Origin of the sequence: uncultured Desulfovibrio sp. (genome assembly GCF_944327235.1) — a bacterium.
In the GTDB taxonomy this organism is placed as follows: domain Bacteria; phylum Desulfobacterota; class Desulfovibrionia; order Desulfovibrionales; family Desulfovibrionaceae; genus Desulfovibrio.
In genome coordinates this window covers 1-15,785 of the sequence record NZ_CALVHE010000057.1, presented here as the reverse complement: position 1 = coordinate 15,785, position 15,785 = coordinate 1, and the positions used below count along the sequence as shown (strand labels likewise).

Annotated in this window: 11 protein-coding genes; 2 read left to right on the top strand and 9 right to left on the bottom strand. The window is 65.4% G+C overall.

From position 1 onward, the window contains the following. Positions 1-401 precede the first annotated feature (401 nt). The 8 genes from Q0K00_RS08570 to Q0K00_RS08535 form a co-directional block, all read right to left on the bottom strand. Positions 402-2,276: a cation-translocating P-type ATPase gene (locus Q0K00_RS08570; protein ID WP_297228574.1), complete on the bottom strand. Its 1,875-nt coding sequence runs from the start codon at positions 2,274-2,276 to the stop codon at positions 402-404. A 98-nt stretch (positions 2,277-2,374) separates the two neighbouring features. After that, positions 2,375-2,650: a metal-sensing transcriptional repressor gene (locus tag Q0K00_RS08565; protein ID WP_297228572.1), complete on the bottom strand. Its 276-nt coding sequence runs from the start codon at positions 2,648-2,650 to the stop codon at positions 2,375-2,377. A 339-nt stretch (positions 2,651-2,989) separates the two neighbouring features. Next, positions 2,990-4,144: a cysteine desulfurase NifS gene (gene nifS / locus Q0K00_RS08560; RefSeq protein WP_297228570.1), complete on the bottom strand. Its 1,155-nt coding sequence runs from the start codon at positions 4,142-4,144 to the stop codon at positions 2,990-2,992. 2 nt (positions 4,145-4,146) lie between these two features. Continuing rightward, positions 4,147-4,983 (bottom strand): Fe-S cluster assembly protein NifU, encoded by an 837-nt coding sequence (nifU, locus tag Q0K00_RS08555; protein ID WP_297228568.1) that lies wholly within the window; start codon positions 4,981-4,983, stop codon positions 4,147-4,149. Between the two features lie 383 nt (positions 4,984-5,366). Beyond that, positions 5,367-5,780: an Rrf2 family transcriptional regulator gene (locus Q0K00_RS08550; protein ID WP_297228566.1), complete on the bottom strand. Its 414-nt coding sequence runs from the start codon at positions 5,778-5,780 to the stop codon at positions 5,367-5,369. Positions 5,781-5,790: 10 nt separating this feature from the next. After that, positions 5,791-6,720 carry a homoserine O-succinyltransferase gene (gene metA, locus Q0K00_RS08545; RefSeq protein ID WP_297228565.1) on the bottom strand — a complete coding sequence of 310 codons (930 nt, stop codon included), beginning with the start codon at positions 6,718-6,720 and terminating at the stop codon, positions 5,791-5,793. Between the two features lie 78 nt (positions 6,721-6,798). Beyond that, entirely contained in the window at positions 6,799-7,512 is a 714-nt protein-coding gene (locus Q0K00_RS08540; RefSeq protein WP_297228563.1) for a ferredoxin, read from the bottom strand. Between the two features lie 16 nt (positions 7,513-7,528). Beyond that, on the bottom strand, positions 7,529-8,200 hold the full coding sequence (locus Q0K00_RS08535) for an HAD family hydrolase (RefSeq protein WP_297228560.1): 672 nt from the start codon (positions 8,198-8,200) through the stop codon (positions 7,529-7,531). Positions 8,201-8,384: 184 nt separating this feature from the next. On the opposite strand from Q0K00_RS08535, the gene Q0K00_RS08530 reads away from it, so the two are divergent. After that, positions 8,385-9,269, top strand: a complete 885-nt coding sequence (locus tag Q0K00_RS08530) for an ornithine carbamoyltransferase (protein WP_297228558.1) — start codon at positions 8,385-8,387, stop codon at positions 9,267-9,269. Between the two features lie 919 nt (positions 9,270-10,188). After that, positions 10,189-12,321, top strand: coding sequence for a hypothetical protein (locus Q0K00_RS08525; protein WP_297228556.1), 2,133 nt, complete (start codon positions 10,189-10,191; stop codon positions 12,319-12,321). 737 nt (positions 12,322-13,058) lie between these two features. Here Q0K00_RS08525 and Q0K00_RS08520 read toward each other — a convergent pair. Next, entirely contained in the window at positions 13,059-15,158 is a 2,100-nt protein-coding gene (locus Q0K00_RS08520) for a methyl-accepting chemotaxis protein (protein ID WP_297228554.1), read from the bottom strand. Between the last annotated feature and the right edge of the window lie 627 nt (positions 15,159-15,785).

The following is a 15,785-nucleotide window of genomic DNA, read 5'->3' as shown; positions in this document are numbered from 1 at the left end:
GTGTAGAGGGGCTTGCCCCTCTCACCCCCTGCCGCCAGCCGCGCAGGCTACCACGCCCGGACGCCGGGCAACAGCCGCCAGCCAGCGAAAGGAAGAAAAAAAGGAAACAAGCCTCGCTCCGCGCCGACTGCCCCCTGCGGCGAGCGGCGGACAGGGTACACGTCATGCGACAGGGACGCCCTCCGCCACGCGGACAGGGGTGTACAGGGGTCGTAGGGGGTGTAGAGGGGCTTGCCCCTCTCACCCCCTGCCGCCAGCCGCGCAGGCTACCACGCCCGGACGCCGGGCAACAGCCGTAAGCCAGCGACAGGAAAAGGAGAATATACCCGCCGGAAGGCGACCACCCCCAGATGCTGGGCAACAGTCGCCAGCCAGCGACGGAAAAGAGGAAAAATGACGTTTCAGCCCCTGTCCCGCGCCTGCCAGTGCAGGAGCAGGGCGGAATTGACGATGACCAGCACCGAACCGGCATTATGCACCAGCGCGCCGCTCACCGGGGAGAGCAGGCCGCCCATGGCCAGGAAGATGGCCGCGAAGTTGAGCAGCATGGAGAAGCTGAGGTTGCAGGTTATGGTGCGCATCGTGCGTCGTGCGAGGGCGAAGATGTGCGGCAGCTCGCGGATGTCGTCCTGGACGAGCGCCATGTCCGCCGCTTCCACGGCGATGTCGCTGCCCGCGCCGCCCATCGCCACTCCCACCAGGGCCGTCTTGAGGGCCGGAGCGTCGTTGATGCCGTCACCGATCATGCAGACGGGCCGTCCCTGCGCTTCCTGTTGCCGTATCCAGCGGAGCTTGTCCTCCGGCAGGCAGTGGGCGCGCACGTCAGCCAGCGGGAGCTGTCGGGCCACGGACTGCGCGGCGGCGTCGCTGTCGCCGGTCAGCAGGACGGTCTCCACGCCGCAACGGCGAAGCCCGGCGAGCGTCTGTCCCGCCGTGGGCCGCAGCTGGTCGGCCAGCGCCACCAGTCCGGCCGCCTTGCCGTCCAGCGCCACATAGACGAGGGACTGGCCCTGCCCCAGGGCCGCCCGCGCTTCCGCTTCCAGTTCCGGCGGCAGGCTGATGCCGTGCCCGGACAGCAGGGCGGCATTGCCCGCCAGCACCTGTCTGCCGTCGCAGCGCGCGCTCACCCCACGACCCGGCAGCATGTGGAAGTCCTCCACCGGCGCGGCCTTTGCCGCAGTTGCGCGGAAATGGCGCACGATGGCCTTGCCCAGCGGATGCTCGGAGCGCTGTTCCGCCGAGGCGGTCAGGCGCAACAGCTCATCGGGCGTCAGGTCGGGCAGGGCGCTGTGCACACGGACAACGCCGGGCGTGCCGAAGGTGAGGGTGCCCGTCTTGTCGAAAGCCACCGTCCGCACGCGGGCCAGCCGTTCCAGCGCGTCCCCTTCCTTGACGAGCACGCCGTGCCGCGTGGCGTTGCCGATGGCGGCCATGATGGCCGTCGGCGTGGCCAGCACCAGCGCGCAGGGACAAAAGACCACAAGGATGGTCACGGCCCGCAGCGCTTCCCCGGTGACGAGCCAGGTCCCCGCCGCCGCGAGCAGGGCCGTCAGCACGATCCAGGTGGCCCAGCGGTCGGCCAGACGCACGATGCGGGCCTTGCCCGCGTCCGCGGACTGCACGAGACGGATCATGCGTTGCAGCGCGCTGTCCTCGCCCACCCTGACGGCGCGCATGTCGAACGCGCCGAACTGGTTGACCGTGCCGCTGCTGACCTCGTCGCCGGGTCCCTTGTCCACAGGCAGGGATTCCCCGGTCATGACCGATTGGTCGATGGCCGTCTGGCCGGAAAGGATGAGGCCGTCCACGGGGATGGTCTCGCCGGGGAGCACGCGCAGCGTATCGCCCGCCTGTACGGCTTCGGCCGGGATGACGCTTTCCGCGCCGTCCTCGGCCAGACGACGGGCCGTGCGCGGACGAAGATGCACGAGCCGTTCGATGCCTGCCCGCGCCCGCGCCACGGTGCGCTCTTCCAGCAGCGCGCCGAGCTGCATGATGAACGCCACCTCGCCCGCGGCAAAGATCTCCCCGATGATGACGGAGGCCACCAGCGCCAGCGACACCAGCACGTCCGCGCGGATGTCGAAACGGGTGAAGAGCCCCTCCGCGCCTTCGCGGAGGATGGGCACGCCGCAGAGCAGGACCGCCAGCCAGGCCGGGTCCAGCCAGCCGATACGCACGCCAAGGAAACTCAGTGTCAGCGCCAATGCGGACGCGCCCAGCGCCGCCGCCTGCCGCGGCTCCTCCCGCAGCCATTGCCGTACTCCTGTCAGCATGGTGTCCTCCTTGCCGAGAATTGAAAACCAAATTCATTCGGGAGGAACTATACCCATAGGGGTATGGGTAGTCAAGCGCGGGCAAAAAAAAGGGCGGGTCAGCTGCGGCGGGCAAAGTGGTCGATGGCCTTGGCAAAGGCGGCTATGGTGGCGTCGGCGTCGCCATGCTCGATGCCGTCGCGCACGCAGTGCTGCAGGTGGCCTTCCAGGATGATCTGGCCGACCTTGTGCAGCGCGCCCTTGACGGCGTTGATCTGCATGAGCACGTCTTCACAGGGGACATCCCTGTCGATCATCTGGTCGATGGCCTTGAGCTGTCCGATGAGCTTGCCGATGCGGCGATGCAGCTTTTCGGCGTCCATACATTGCTTCATGGCGTCCTCGTGCGGGAGAGGCCCGCGTGCGGGCAAGAGCGTTTCACCACAAATCTTACAAACTATTTGGGCGGGGTGGACGTGGGTCCCTTCCCTGCCCCTTCCTCTCAGGCAGCTTCCGTTTGCAACGCTTCGCGTCACAAACCCGCGGCGGCCTGTCGCTTCGCGGAAAAACGCGGTCATCCCGCTTCTTTTGAGCCGGGCGGCGCTGTGCCGCCGTCTCGCGTTTCGCCGTTTTCAACGGCAAACGCAATGAAAGCGCGCTGGGGAAGGGATAGGGGGTTTGGGGGGAAGGGGACCCCCTCCCCCCCAAAGTGACCCGCTATGGTACAGCAGTCCCTATCCCTTGAAGGGAGAGATCTTGCGCAGGGTCTCGATGACGGACGGCAGGTGCTGTACGGTGAAGTCCACTTCCTCTTCGGTGGTGTACCGCGAGAGGGAGAAGCGCACCGAGCCGTGGGCGAAGGTGAAGGGCACGCCCATGGCCCGCAGCACATGCGAAGGCTCGAGGCTGCCGGACGTACAGGCCGATCCGGAGCTGGCGCAGATGCCCAGCCGGTCGAGCATGAGCAGGATGGCCTCGCCTTCCACGTTCTTGAACGCGATGTTGGTGGTATTGGGCAGGCGGCGTTCCGTATCGCCGTTGACGCGGCAGTCCGGGATGGCCGCCAGCAGGCCCTGTTCCAGCTTGTCCCGCAGGCGGGCGACGTCGGTACGTTCCCGCTCCATGTGGTCGGCGGCGAGCTGTGCGGCCATGCCCAGCCCGATGATGTAGGGCACGTTCTCCGTCCCGGCACGGCGGCCATGTTCCTGATGCCCGCCGCGCAGCAGGGGACGGAAGCGGACGCCCTTGCGGACGTAGAGGACGCCGATACCCTTGGGGGCATGGAGCTTGTGCCCTGAGAGGGAGAGCATACCGATGGCCGAGCTGTCCAGATCCAGCGGCACCTTGCCCACGGCCTGCACGGCGTCGGTATGGAAGAGCACGCCCCTTTCCGCGGCCATGCGGGCCATCTCCTCGACGGGGTAGATGGTCCCCACCTCGTTGTTGGCGCACATGATACTGACCAGCGCGGTGTCCTCGCGCAGGGCGTCGGCGTAGGCGTCGAGGTCGAGACGGCACTTGTCGTCCACGGGCAGATAGGTGACGTGATAGCCTTGCCGCTCCCAGTACTGGGCCACATTGAGGATGGCGGGATGCTCCACGCGGGTGGTGATGATGCGCCGCTTTTCCGGCTGGGTCTGCAGGGCGCTCCAGAAGGCGGCGTTGTCGCTTTCCGAGCCGCAGGAGGTAAAGATGATCTCATCGGGCCGCGCGCCGAGCAGGCGGGCCACCCGCTGACGGGCCTCGTCCACGGCCCCGGCGACCTGGCCGCCGAAGCTGTGCATGGAGGAGGGGTTGCCGTAGAGTTCGCCCAGATAGGGCAGCATGGCGTCCCGTACTTCGGGGGCCACGGCGGTGGTGGCGTTGTTGTCGAGGTAGATGGTCTTCATGGCTAGGCTTCCTCCACGATGATGTCGTCTTCCACCTGTTCGCGCAGGGTGCGCTGCACGAGGTCGTGCAGGGTGACGGCGCTGGCCCGGCACTGGGCGCAGCGGCCGCCCAGATTGACCAGCACCCGCTTGCCGTCCACGTCCACCAGTTCGATGGTGCCGCCGTCGGCCTCGAGCTGGGGCCGGATCTCCTCGTCGATGACCTTCATGACGCGCTGCATACGCTGCACGTTGGTCAGGCGGGGCCTGGGGGCGATCTCCACAAGGCGGGGGCTGCGCAGCTCGTCGGCCAGGATCTCCGCGATCTGGTCGAGGCAGTCGCCGCAGGCGCCGCCGGCCTTGGTGTAATTGGTGATCTCCTCCACGGTCCTGAGGCCGTTCTCACGGATGGCGCGCAGGATCTGGGCATCGGTCACGCCGAAGCACTTGCAGACGAGCTTGCCCTCTTCGTGGGCGTGGGGGACGGCCGGTTCCCCCTTCCACTGACGGATGGCGGCCTCCAGCGCTTCGGCCCCCATGACGGAGCAGTGCATCTTTTCCTTGGGCAGGCCGCCGAGGGCGTTGGCGATGTCCTTGTTGGTCAGCTTGACGGCCTCGTCCACGGACATGCCCTTGACCAGTTCCGTCAGCACGGAGCTGGACGCGATGGCGCTGGCGCAGCCGAAGGTCTCGAAACCGGCATCCTCGATGATGCCCTGGTCGTTGATGCGGAGATAGAGCTTGAGCGCGTCGCCGCAGGCCAGACTGCCCACCTCACCGATGGCGTTGGCGTCGGCCAGGGGACCGGCATTGCGGGGATGCAGGAAATGATCATGAACGGCGTCGGTATAATTCCACATGGTTATATCCTCCGAGCGTTGGAGCATTTTTTCAGTAGAGCATTTTCCGTTTGAAACGCCTTGCGTTCCAAACCATACGGCCTGTCGTTCGCGGCAGGCGCGTGGTCTGTCCGCTCGCTTCGGGCCGGGCGGCGTTGTCCCGCCGCCTCGCGTCCCTGACTCTTCCCCCGGTAAAAGCGCGCTGGGGAAGGGATGGGGGGCTTGGGGGGAAGGGGAACCCCTCCAGCGCCGGCGGAGGGGTTCCCCTTCCCCCCAACTACGCAGCGAATAGCATCAGGGCTAGGCGACGCGGGAGCCTTACGGGCATCGACAGCGGAGCGAGGGGTCCCCCTTCCCCCCAAGCAGACAGCGAAGAGTGTTAACAGGCCCTGGTGCGTTCCGCTTCAGGAAGCCTTTTCGGCGTCGAGGATATCCTGCAGCGTGCGTTCCCGCAGGAACTTCCTCACATGTTCATCCAGTTCGTGCCAGAACAGCCGCGAAGAGCAACTGTCCTGCCGTTTGCAGTGTTTGCCGCCCGTCAGGCAGGAGACCGGGGAGATCTCCCCTTCCAGCTGGGCAAAGACCTCTTCCAGATTGATCTGCGAGGCCGGGCGGGCCAGACGATAGCCGCCGCCCGAACCCCGCACCGCGAAGAGGATATCGACGGGCTTGAGGGCGCGCACGATCTGTTCCAGATAGCCGGAGGAGATGTTCTCCTCCCGGGCGATCTGTCCCAGATGTACCAGCGCTCCGTCCGGCTGCTGGGCGAGCCGCAGCAGGAAGCGCAGACCGTAGCGGGTGCGGGTGGAAAAGCGCATGGCGTCCCCCTCAGGACTGTTTGGGGCTTTCCCTGGTGAAATCGAAGGGAGTGCCCTGATAGACGTAATAATTGAGCCAGTTGCTGTAAAAGAGGTGGGCATGTGCCCGCCAGGTCATGAGCGGCAGTCTGTCCGGGTCCTCGTCCGGGTAGTAGTGCAGCGGCGGCGGCGTGTCCATGCCGCGCAGGCGGTCGCGCCGGTATTCGGCATCCAGCGTGCCGCGGTCGTATTCCAGATGGCCGGTCATGAAGACCTGCGCATGGTCCACCCGCTCCACCAGCGTCAGCCCCGCCTCGTCCGATTCGGCCAGTATCCGCAGGTCGGGGATCTTGCGTACGTCCTCGCTGCGCACTTCCGTATGGCGGGAATGCGGCGCGGGGAAATCGTCGTCGAAGCCCCGGAAGAGGCGGCAGGAGGTCTGCCGCACCTGATGCCGGAACACGCCGAAGCGCTTGGACGGCAGGTCGTACTTGGGCACGCCGTAAAAATGGTAGAGCGCCGCCTGCGCCGCCCAGCAGATGTAGAGCGTGGAATAGACGTTGTCCGCGGCGTACTGCATGATGTCCAGCAGTTCCTGCCAGTAGTCCACGGCCTCGAACGGCAGATGCTCCACCGGCGCGCCCGTGACCACCATGCCGTCGAAACGGCGATGGCGGATCTCGTCGAAGGTGCGGTAGAAGCGTTCCAGATGCACGAGCGGCGTGTTCTTGGACTCATGCTGGGCCGTCCGCAAGAGGGTGATGTTCACCTGGAGCGGCGAGTTGCCCAGCAGGCGCAGGAGCTGCGTCTCGGTGGCGATCTTGGTGGGCATCAGGTTGACGATGACGATCTCCAGCGGACGAATGTCCTGCCGTTCGGCACGCTCCTCGGTCATGACGAAAATGTTTTCGTTTTCCAGGGCGAGGCGGGCAGGGAGGTCGGCAGGAATCTGAATGGGCATGGGAATCTCGTTGGGTTGTATGTGCTTTCGGTAAAAACATAGTCAGCAACTATGTTTTGTCAAGTCTTGCGGGAGGACTTATCCCAGACGCACCGTATGGCTGTACAGGGGCACGCTGACGCCCGCGGCCGCAAGGGCCTTCTGCGCCAGCATGTCCAGCCCGCCGCAGCAGGGGACGCTCATGCTCAGGACGGTGATGTCCCGCACGGCATTGGCCGCGAGGATGTCGGTCAGCTTTTGCAGGTATTCGCGGCTGTCGTCCAGCTTGGGACAGGCGATGAGCGCCACGCGGCCGTCCAGCCAGTCGCGGTGCAGATCGGGCAGGCAGAAGCCCGCGCAATGGGCGGCCAGCAGCAGGCGCGCCCCGCGCAGATAGGGCGCGGACGGCGTCACGAGGCGAAGCTGCAGGGGCCAGGTGGCTGTCCGGGCCTGCGGCGAGAGCGGGGAGGCGTCCTGACCGGTCGATGCGTCCCGCGCGGACAGGAGGGGCGAGAGGCTGCGCGGGGCGCTGCCGGGGCAGCCGTGTCCGGCGGTGGTCCCGGCCGGGCGGCCTTCCCGGGCGGCCTTGGCCGCGAGGGCGGCGGCCTCGTCAAAGGCCGGGGCTTCGCGGGTCACGATGCGCAGCGCGCCGCGCGGGCAGTTGAGGCAGGCGCCGAGACCGTCGCAATAGGCGTCGCTGATCAGGCGGGCCTTGCCGTCGATGACGGCCAGCGCGCCTTCGGCGCAGTCCAGCACGCACTGGCCGCAGCCGTCGCATTTTTCCTCGTCGATTTCGATGATGGGGCGTTGCATCGTCATCTCCTCTCCATCAGTTTTCCAGCAGGGAAGGCAGATCGCCGGGATGCCGGACGAGGCGGGCGGCTCCCGCCTCCCGGACCTCTTCCAGACCGCGGAAGCCCCAGGCCACGCCGACGCCGGTCATGCCCGCATGGCGGGCCGTGAGCATGTCCACGTCGCTGTCCCCGACATAAAAGCACTGCGCGGGGGATGTGCCGAGGTCGGCCGCCACGACAAGGGCGCCTGCCGGGTCGGGCTTGAGGGGGGTGTCCGGGCGTGCCCCGCGCACCACGGAAAAGACGCCGGGGAAGTGCGCGTCCATGAGCGCGCGGGTGTATTCGTCCGGCTTGTTGGAAAAGACGGCCAGACGCATGTCCCGGGCGGCGAGTTCCCGCAGGGCTTCGGGCATCCCCTCGTAGGGGCGGGTGGCGTCATTGAGGTGGGCGGCATAGATGGCGCGGGTCTCGTCCACCAGCGCGTCCACGGCCCGCTCGTCGGGACATTGCGCCCGCAGGCGTTCCAGCGCATCGCCCGGCAGGGCGCGCCGCACCAGTTTGCCGAAGCCGTTGCCCACCATCCGCCGGTAGGCTTCCGCCGGATGCGTGGGGTAGCCGTGGGCCGCAAGCATGGCGTTGCAGGCATTGCCGATATCCAGCAGGGTATCCAGCAGGGTGCCGTCCAGATCGAAGATGAATGCGCGCATACTCCCTCCGCGATAAAATGACCTGATATTATATAAGGATTTGCGCTGACCGACAAGTGCGCCCCACGGAGGGGGAAACGGCGGGACAGGGCGTCGGAATAGCGGGAGCTTTTTCGTTACTGGACAGCATGTCCCGGCATTGCTATGGTCAAGAGTCGTCAACTCCCAATGGAGGTGAGGGTCTATGGCACGACATGTTCTGACTCTGCAGGATCTGGGGGAATCGGGGAGCTGGCTGCTGGTGCAGCAGGCGCGCGGTATCCCTGATGCTCGTTCGCATACCGATTTCATGACCGAGCGCATGGCCATGCTGCTCTTCGCGCAGGAATCCCTGCCGGAACGGCTCTGCATCACGGCCGCCGTGCGCCAGATGGGCGGCTCCACCCTTTATCAGGGGACCAGCGGCGAGTGGCGCGAGGAGCTGGATCAGCATCAGCACCAGCTCATGGGCGTCATCAACTATTATGTGGACTGCATGTACCTCTACGGCTTCCCGGCCCGCATCTGGGAAAAGCGGGAGGTGGAAGTGGAGTTCCCGGTGATCAATGCCGGCAGCCCCGACGGGCATCCGGCGCACGCGCTGGCGGACATCGCTTGTATGCTCAAGTATTCCAGGGATGATCTCTCGAAGGTGCGCGTCGGCTGGATAGGCTGCACCAACGGCACGCTCTTCTCCCTCATCGAGGCCATGCAGTATTTCCCCTACAGCCTCCAGGTCGCCCTGCCGCCGCGCAACGACAGGGAGCCTGTCCTGCGGGCGGCGGCCCGCCACGGCGTCAAGGTGGATGTCGTGGAGACGCCGGAAGAGGCGGCCGCCGGAGTGGATTACCTCTTTGCCGGGTGCCGCAGCGAGCTGGATGTCCACGACGAACCGCACTGGCGCATCACGGAAAAGCTCATGGAAAAGGCCGCCCCGCAGGCCCATGTGCTGCTCGGCTCCCAGCCCATACGCGCCATCGGCGTCGAGAAGGGCCTTGCGCTCAGCCCGCGTTCACTGTTGCTGCTGCAGGCGGAGAATCGCCTGCGGGTGCACAAGCGGCTGCTGCACTGGGTCTTTCTGGAAAGCTAGGGCATCCCCGCGGGGAAATGCTCTGTCGGCTGCCTGACGGACGGCCGCCGCCAAGGCATGAGCGCCGTCCGCGAAAAGATGGCTCACGGCGGGCGGGATGATGCGTCCCGCCCCCAGGGCCTGTTAATACTATTCGCTGTCTGTTTGGGGGGGAAGGGGAACCCCTCGCTCTGCTGTCGATGCCTGTAAGGCTCCTGCGTCGTCTAACAGGCACGGCCCTGCGGGCCGCCTTTCGGTCGCGTTCTGCTGTCGATGCCTGTAAGGCTCCTGCGTCGCCTAACGGGCACGGCCCGACTGGGGGGAAGGGGAACCCCTCCGCCGGCGCTGGAGGGGTTCCCCTTCCCCCCAGGCCCCCCATCCCTTCCCCAGCGCGCTTTTATCGGGGGAGGGAACAGGGACGCGGGGTGAGCCTCCTGCCAAGGGCGAGCGGAGTGCACAGGCTGATTTTGCTTTGTCCCCCCGGCCCCCCATCCCTTCCCCAGCGCGCTTTTACCGGGGGAAGAGCCAGGGACACGCGGTAACCCCGCCTCTATGGCAAGCGGAGCGTGTACGGGCAATAGACTTATATATTGAAATTATTTGTAAAATTAGTGTTAACAGGCCCTAGGGCATTTTCAGTTTGAAACGCTTTGCGTTTCAAACCATATGGCTTGGTGTTTCGCGGAAAAAACGCGGTTTTTCCGCTTGGTTTCGACCGGGCGGAGCGGCGGTCCACCGGCCATATCCCCGCCGGGGACGGCGTTCCCTTCCGTCGCCGTCGCGCCGTGCCCGGACATGCGTCCCGCCGACCGGGACAGCCTCACACAAGGACGATGCGGAAAACAGCCGCCATGCCGTCGCGCCCGCGCGGGCCGTCGGCGGCGTCGCGGCCGGACAGGCCCCGCGCGCCGGGGCCCGGCCTTCCGCGAAAGGGTTTGCCATGAAAGCGCACGATATCCCGCTCATCGCGTCCCGTCAGGAACTGGAAGCCTTGCGTGCGGCAGGGCAGGGGCCAGTCGTGGGGCTGTGGGCCACGACCCTCGTCAACGACAATACGGCCCTGCTGCTGCTCCTGCGGGATGCGCTGGAACAGCGCGGCGTGCGGACCGTCTTTTTCCTGACCTGCAAGGAACAGTTGCCCCGGCATGTCCGCCAGTTGCCTCCGGCAAAACGGGCAGGGCTGTTCCGGGTGGAGAATCCGCACGTTTTCGCGGAAAGCGCCTTCCCGGACCTGCTCATCGCCAATACGCTGACCCTGACGGCCAAGCCCGCGGATTTTCGCGGCAAGACCATGATCCTGCCGCACTCGCCCACGGAGCGGATGCCCAACCGGCTTTCCTACTGGGCGGACTACCTCGTCACCCCCACCCGCGAGGCCGCGCCCTTCGACTATGGCGCTTTCCCCAATTTCTGCAAGCACTGCGCGGGCAGGACGCTGACGCTGCTGCCCGCCGGGTATCTCAAGAACGATCTGCTGTGCGCCGCCGCCCGTCGTCTGGGGCTCGGGCCGTACGGGCGCGCCAGCTTCTTCCCCCACTGGAAGCTGCCGCGCGGCATCGGCGCGGAAGCGCTGGGCAAGCTCTGGATAGAGCTCATCGAACGTTTTTTCAGCGCCTTTCCCGGCTGGGAATTCGTCCTGCGGCCGCTGGAAAGCCAGCGTGACGCCCCGCAGGTGCGGGCCGTGCGCGAACATTTTCGCGGGCGGGACAAGCGCCTCCTTGTGGAGTGCAGCGATGACGGACTGGACAGTCTGCTGCGGACAGATGTCCTGCTGACGGACTATTCCAGCGTCTGGCGCAACCATTCCTTCACGACGCTGCGGCCCGCCGTGCTCTTCCAGCCGGACGCCGAGGCCGCCGATCAGCCCCGTCGCGAGGAACACTACTGGCTGGCCTCCACGCCCGAAGCGGCCATTGCGGCCATGCGGCGGGCAATGGCGGACGACGGGACCATGCGGCGGGCCATACGGGCCCTGCGCGACAGGGAAAGCCTCAATTTCGGCCGGGCCGTCCCGTACGTCTGCGATGCCGTGCGGCACATCCTGGACGACGAGCCGCCCGCCGCCGATGCCGTGGTCATCGACAAGGGCGACAGCCCCTATACGGACTGTCGGGACTGGCTGCGCCTGCTGCGGCGGCCCTTTTCCCAGTGGCACCCCGAGAACGTGCCCGCCGTCCAGCAATGGCATGATGCGCTCCGCGGGCCTGATCCGCGAGTATGCCTTGCCATCCTGCGCGCCGGTCTGCGGTCCTGGGCCGACTATACGCGCCCCATAACGCGGGACGCCATGATCTTTCGCCTCCAGCACGCCCTTGCCGGTATGCCCGCCGCCTGGGGCATCGCCTTTTTGCGGCATCGCCGCAAGGTCGCCCCGCGCGATCCGCTGGCGGCCGTGTGGGCGGCGCACGCCCTCCAGCGCTGTCAGGGCGACCACCCCGCCGTGGCGGCCGAACTGCGCGAGGCCGTCCGGCATTGTCTGGAGATCGGCGTCCCCTCTTCGCCGCTCATGCTGGGCGTGCTCAATTTTTCGGATCTGCTGCCGGACGACAGCCTGCCGGAGGCGTCCGCTCCGCCGCTGCCGCACGCTGTGACCGCGGTCATGCGTCTGCAACGGGGGAACGTGGAGCAGGGGGCCGCCATCCTGCACGGCGTCTCGCGGCGCATCGAAGCCGGACAGGGCACGGCCCTTGCGGCCGCCGCCGTGGCCATAGGACAGTCCCTGCTCCGGCACGCGGACCAACGCCGTCCGACAACGGGACGCTACCGCGCCCTGCATCTGCCCGTCATGGGGCTGTGGCTCTCCTTTTCCAGCGGCGACGAAGCCCGTGCCCTGCTGGCCGACGCGCTGCCCGCCTTCCGGGACCTCGCCCGGCAGGACGCCCGCCTGCTCATGCCCTGCGTCCATCTTGCCGCCGCCGTGGGAGATGACGATACACGACGCAGGGTCTTTGCCGAGGCCCGGCAGCAGGGCGTCAGTATGCGGGACCTCGTGGTCATGGACGATATCCTGCGCGCTGTCGCCCAGAACGCCGACGTTCCGCCGTCCTTTTCCCGCCATGTCTGTGCGGGATAGGTAGGTAGAGTATTTTGCGGCTTGTTTGGTTTTTTGGGGGGAAGGGGAACCCCTCGCTCTGCTGTCGATGCCCGTAGCTTCCTTCGTCGCAACGGGCACGGCCCTACGGGCCGCCTTTCGGCCGCGCTCTGCTGTCGATGCCTGTAAGGCTCCTGCGTCGCCTAGCCCTGTTGATGCTATTCGCTGCGTAGTTGGGGGGAAGGGGAACCCCTCCGCCTGCGCGGGAGGTGTTCCCCTTCCCCCCAAGCCCCCCATCCCTTCCCCAGCGCGCTTTTAGAGCGTTTTGCCTTTTTCAAAGGCAAAACGCGAGGCGGCGGCACAGCGCCGTCCATCCCCAACCAAACGGAATGACCGCGCTTTTTCCGCGAAACAACAGGCCGTATGGGGGGAAACGCGAAACGCTGCAAACTGAAAATGCTTTATCAGGGGAAGAGTCGGAGACACGCGGCCCCCGCCCCTCAAAGGCAAGCGGAGCGTGTCCAGCTTGCTTGCTTCATCCATTGAAATGGTTTGTGGGATTTGTGTTTCTGGCCCTGACAGGCACGGTCTGCGGGCCGCCTTTCGGTCGCCGCCGGCGCTGGAGGGGTTTCCCTTCCCCCCAAACAGACAGCGAATAGTGTTAACAGGCCCTGGGTCACAGCAGGCGGGGCCGTTCCCCTGACTATGTGGTGAACAGCGCATGAAAAAAAGCTCCCGAAGGAGCTTTTTTGTTTTCAGCACAGGCGAAGGGTCAGGCATCAGGCCCGCTTCATGTCCTCGATGACCTCGTTGAGATGCCGCGCCTGCCGGGCCAGTTCGGTGATGGCCTGCGCCGCCTGCTGCATGGCCTTGGAGGTGCCGGTGGCGATATTGTTGATGTCAGCGATGGAGCGGTTGATCTCTTCGCTGGTGGCGGACTGTTCTTCGCCCGCTGTGGCGATGGCGCGCACTTCATCGGCGGACTGTTCGGCCATGCTGACGATCTGTTCCAGGGCCTGTCCCGACTTGGTGGAGAGTTCGGTGACGCGGGCGATGCTCTCCACGGCCACGTCCACCTGCCGGATGGACTTTTCCGTGCTGTTGCGGATGGCGCTGATGGCGTTGCCCACTTCGCTGGTCGAGGACATGGTCTTTTCGGCCAGCTTGCGGACCTCGTCGGCCACCACGGCGAAGCCGCGTCCTGCTTCCCCGGCGCGGGCGGCCTCGATGGCGGCATTGAGGGCGAGCAGGTTGGTCTGGTCCGCGATGTCGCTGATGACGCTCATGATCTGGGTGATGGAACGGGCGTTCTCCCCGAGCTGGGCCATGTCGTCCTTGAGCGTCAGGGAAATGGACTGGACATCTTCGATGCCCTTGACCACCTGCCGCACGATGTCCGCGCCCTCATCGGCGCAGTGGCGCATGTTGCTGGACATCTCCGCCGCCTGACCGGCGTTCTTGGCCACTTCCAGTACGGTGGCGTTCATCTCGTTCATGGCCGTGGCGGTCTCCATGGCCCGGTGGGCCTGCTGTTCCGCGCCGCTGGTGGATTCCTCCACCTGGCGGGCGAGCTGGGTGGAGGTGCTGGAAATGATGCTCACGGCGTCGGCAAGCTGATTGGCGGCATTGAACATGCCTTCCCGCTTGGCGTTCTCCGCGCGCTTGCGGGCTTCTTCGGCCTCTTCCACCGCCTTTTTGGCGATCTCGGTCTGCTTCTGGGCCTCTTCGGCCTGCTGGCGGGATTCGCTGATGAACTTGCGCAGATTGTTGAGCATGTCCTCAAGCGCCTGATGGAGGCGAGCCAGCTCGCCGAAGAAGTGACCGGCCTGTACGTTGGCGTCCAGCTTGCCGCCTGCCACTTCGTTGGCGTAGCCGACCAGCAGGTCCAGCGGGCGGGTGATGGAGCGCACCAGCACGGCGCCCAGGCCGATCATGGCCAGCGTGATGAGCAGGCTGGCGACGGCGATGGTCAACATGGCTTCATCGGCGGAGGCGTAGATTTCGGCCACATCTTCCACGAAGGCCATTTTCCAGCCGCAGGGGGCGGTGATGGTCATGACCATGACATCGGTCTTGCCGAGGGTGATGCGGAAGAGGCCGTCAGGGTTGTTCTGCAGGCGTTCGAGGGCTTCATGGCGGAAGTCCTTGCCGATGACCTTGCCCACGAGGTCCGGCGTATGGGGCGAGCAGATAAGGCGTCCCGTGTGCTCAATAAGCACAAAGCGTCCGCTCTGGCCGAGTCGCATTTTGCCGATGGTCTCGGTCAGATTGGTCAGGGCGAGGTCGATGCCGAGCACGCCGATGAGCTGGCCGCTCTCGTCCTTGACCTTGGTGGTGGTGCAGACGACCATGTCGCCCTTGATGTTCTGATAGACTTCGCCCAGCGAGGATTCCTGAGGGCTGGCCGTGCAGGAGAGATACCAGGAGCGCTTGGACATGTCCGTGCCCGCCGGGACCAGCGTCTCGTCGAAAGACATGGCGTAGCCGCCGTCCTTGTAACCGATGAAGACTTCCCGATAATTGGGGTTGCTCTGCTGCATGTCGCGCAGCACGGTCGCGACGGCTTTGGCGTCAGGGGGAAGATCGTCGTATCTGTAGGGCGTGTCCTGCTTGCTGTCCCGGAAGGTGGGGAATTTGCCCATGCTGTTCTTGATCACGGGGGAGCGCGCCAGGCCCTCGGCGGTATAGGTGGCGTTGTTGAGCATCTGGTCGATGTAGAATCCGAACAGTTCCAGTTCCTGCTGGGATTTGGCGGTAAAGTCGCTCAGGGCGGTGTCACGCATCTTCCAGATGGCGACACCGGCGACGACGCCCGCCATGACGAGAAGCGGAATGATGAGCCCCAGTAAAATGCGTGCTTTGACGGATGCGATTTTCACGATGGTCCTCCCCCGATTTTCCTGGATGATCCCGCAGCGCCGCGCAAACATGCGCTCGCGGACAAGGCCCGCGTCGGAGGCGATGCTGCTGGATCAACAAACAACATGGATGATTATATACCAAAATGCTGTCAAAAAAAAGTACTTTTTGCGTAGCGTCTTCCCGCGCCATACGGGCTGCGTCACCGTGCCGATAGACTCGAACTAGGCGGAAAAACAGTATTTTTTCGTAAAACGACATGCCGTATAGCATGAGAGGCGAAGCGTTCCAGACGGGAAACGTTTTGGGCTGTGGATACAAATTTACAAATACTTTCGATAAATAAGACAAGAAAATTTCTACACGTCCCACTTGTCTTGAGAGCATTTCCAGTTTGCACCGTTTCACGGTCCCAACCATATGGTCTGGCGTTTCGCGGAAAAACGCGGTCTTTCCGCTCACTTCTGGCGGGGTGGGGGCTGTGCCGCCGCCCCGCATTTTGCCCGTGTCAACGGCAAAATGCTCCAGGGGGGCAGGGTCGCCTCATGTTCCTGACTTTTTCCCCTGATAAAAGCGCGCTGGGGAAGGGATGGGGGCTTGGGGGGAAGGGGAACACCTCCCGCGCCGGCGGAGGGGGTCCCCTTCCC

Bases quoted from the DNA above. Each gene is read 5' to 3' on its own strand.
- metA (WP_297228565.1), bottom strand. From the start codon at position 6,720: ATGCCCATTCAGATTCCTGCCGACCTCCCTGCCCGCCTCGCCCTGGAA.
- nifU (WP_297228568.1), bottom strand. From the start codon at position 4,983: ATGTGGAATTATACCGACGCCGTTCATGATCATTTCCTGCATCCCCGC.
- nifS (WP_297228570.1), bottom strand. From the start codon at position 4,144: ATGAAGACCATCTACCTCGACAACAACGCCACCACCGCCGTGGCCCCC.
- Q0K00_RS08570 (WP_297228574.1), bottom strand. From the start codon at position 2,276: ATGCTGACAGGAGTACGGCAATGGCTGCGGGAGGAGCCGCGGCAGGCG.
- Q0K00_RS08550 (WP_297228566.1), bottom strand. From the start codon at position 5,780: ATGCGCTTTTCCACCCGCACCCGCTACGGTCTGCGCTTCCTGCTGCGG.
- Q0K00_RS08540 (WP_297228563.1), bottom strand. From the start codon at position 7,512: ATGCAACGCCCCATCATCGAAATCGACGAGGAAAAATGCGACGGCTGC.
- Q0K00_RS08525 (WP_297228556.1), top strand. From the start codon at position 10,189: ATGAAAGCGCACGATATCCCGCTCATCGCGTCCCGTCAGGAACTGGAA.
- Q0K00_RS08530 (WP_297228558.1), top strand. From the start codon at position 8,385: ATGGCACGACATGTTCTGACTCTGCAGGATCTGGGGGAATCGGGGAGC.
- Q0K00_RS08535 (WP_297228560.1), bottom strand. From the start codon at position 8,200: ATGCGCGCATTCATCTTCGATCTGGACGGCACCCTGCTGGATACCCTG.
- Q0K00_RS08565 (WP_297228572.1), bottom strand. From the start codon at position 2,650: ATGAAGCAATGTATGGACGCCGAAAAGCTGCATCGCCGCATCGGCAAG.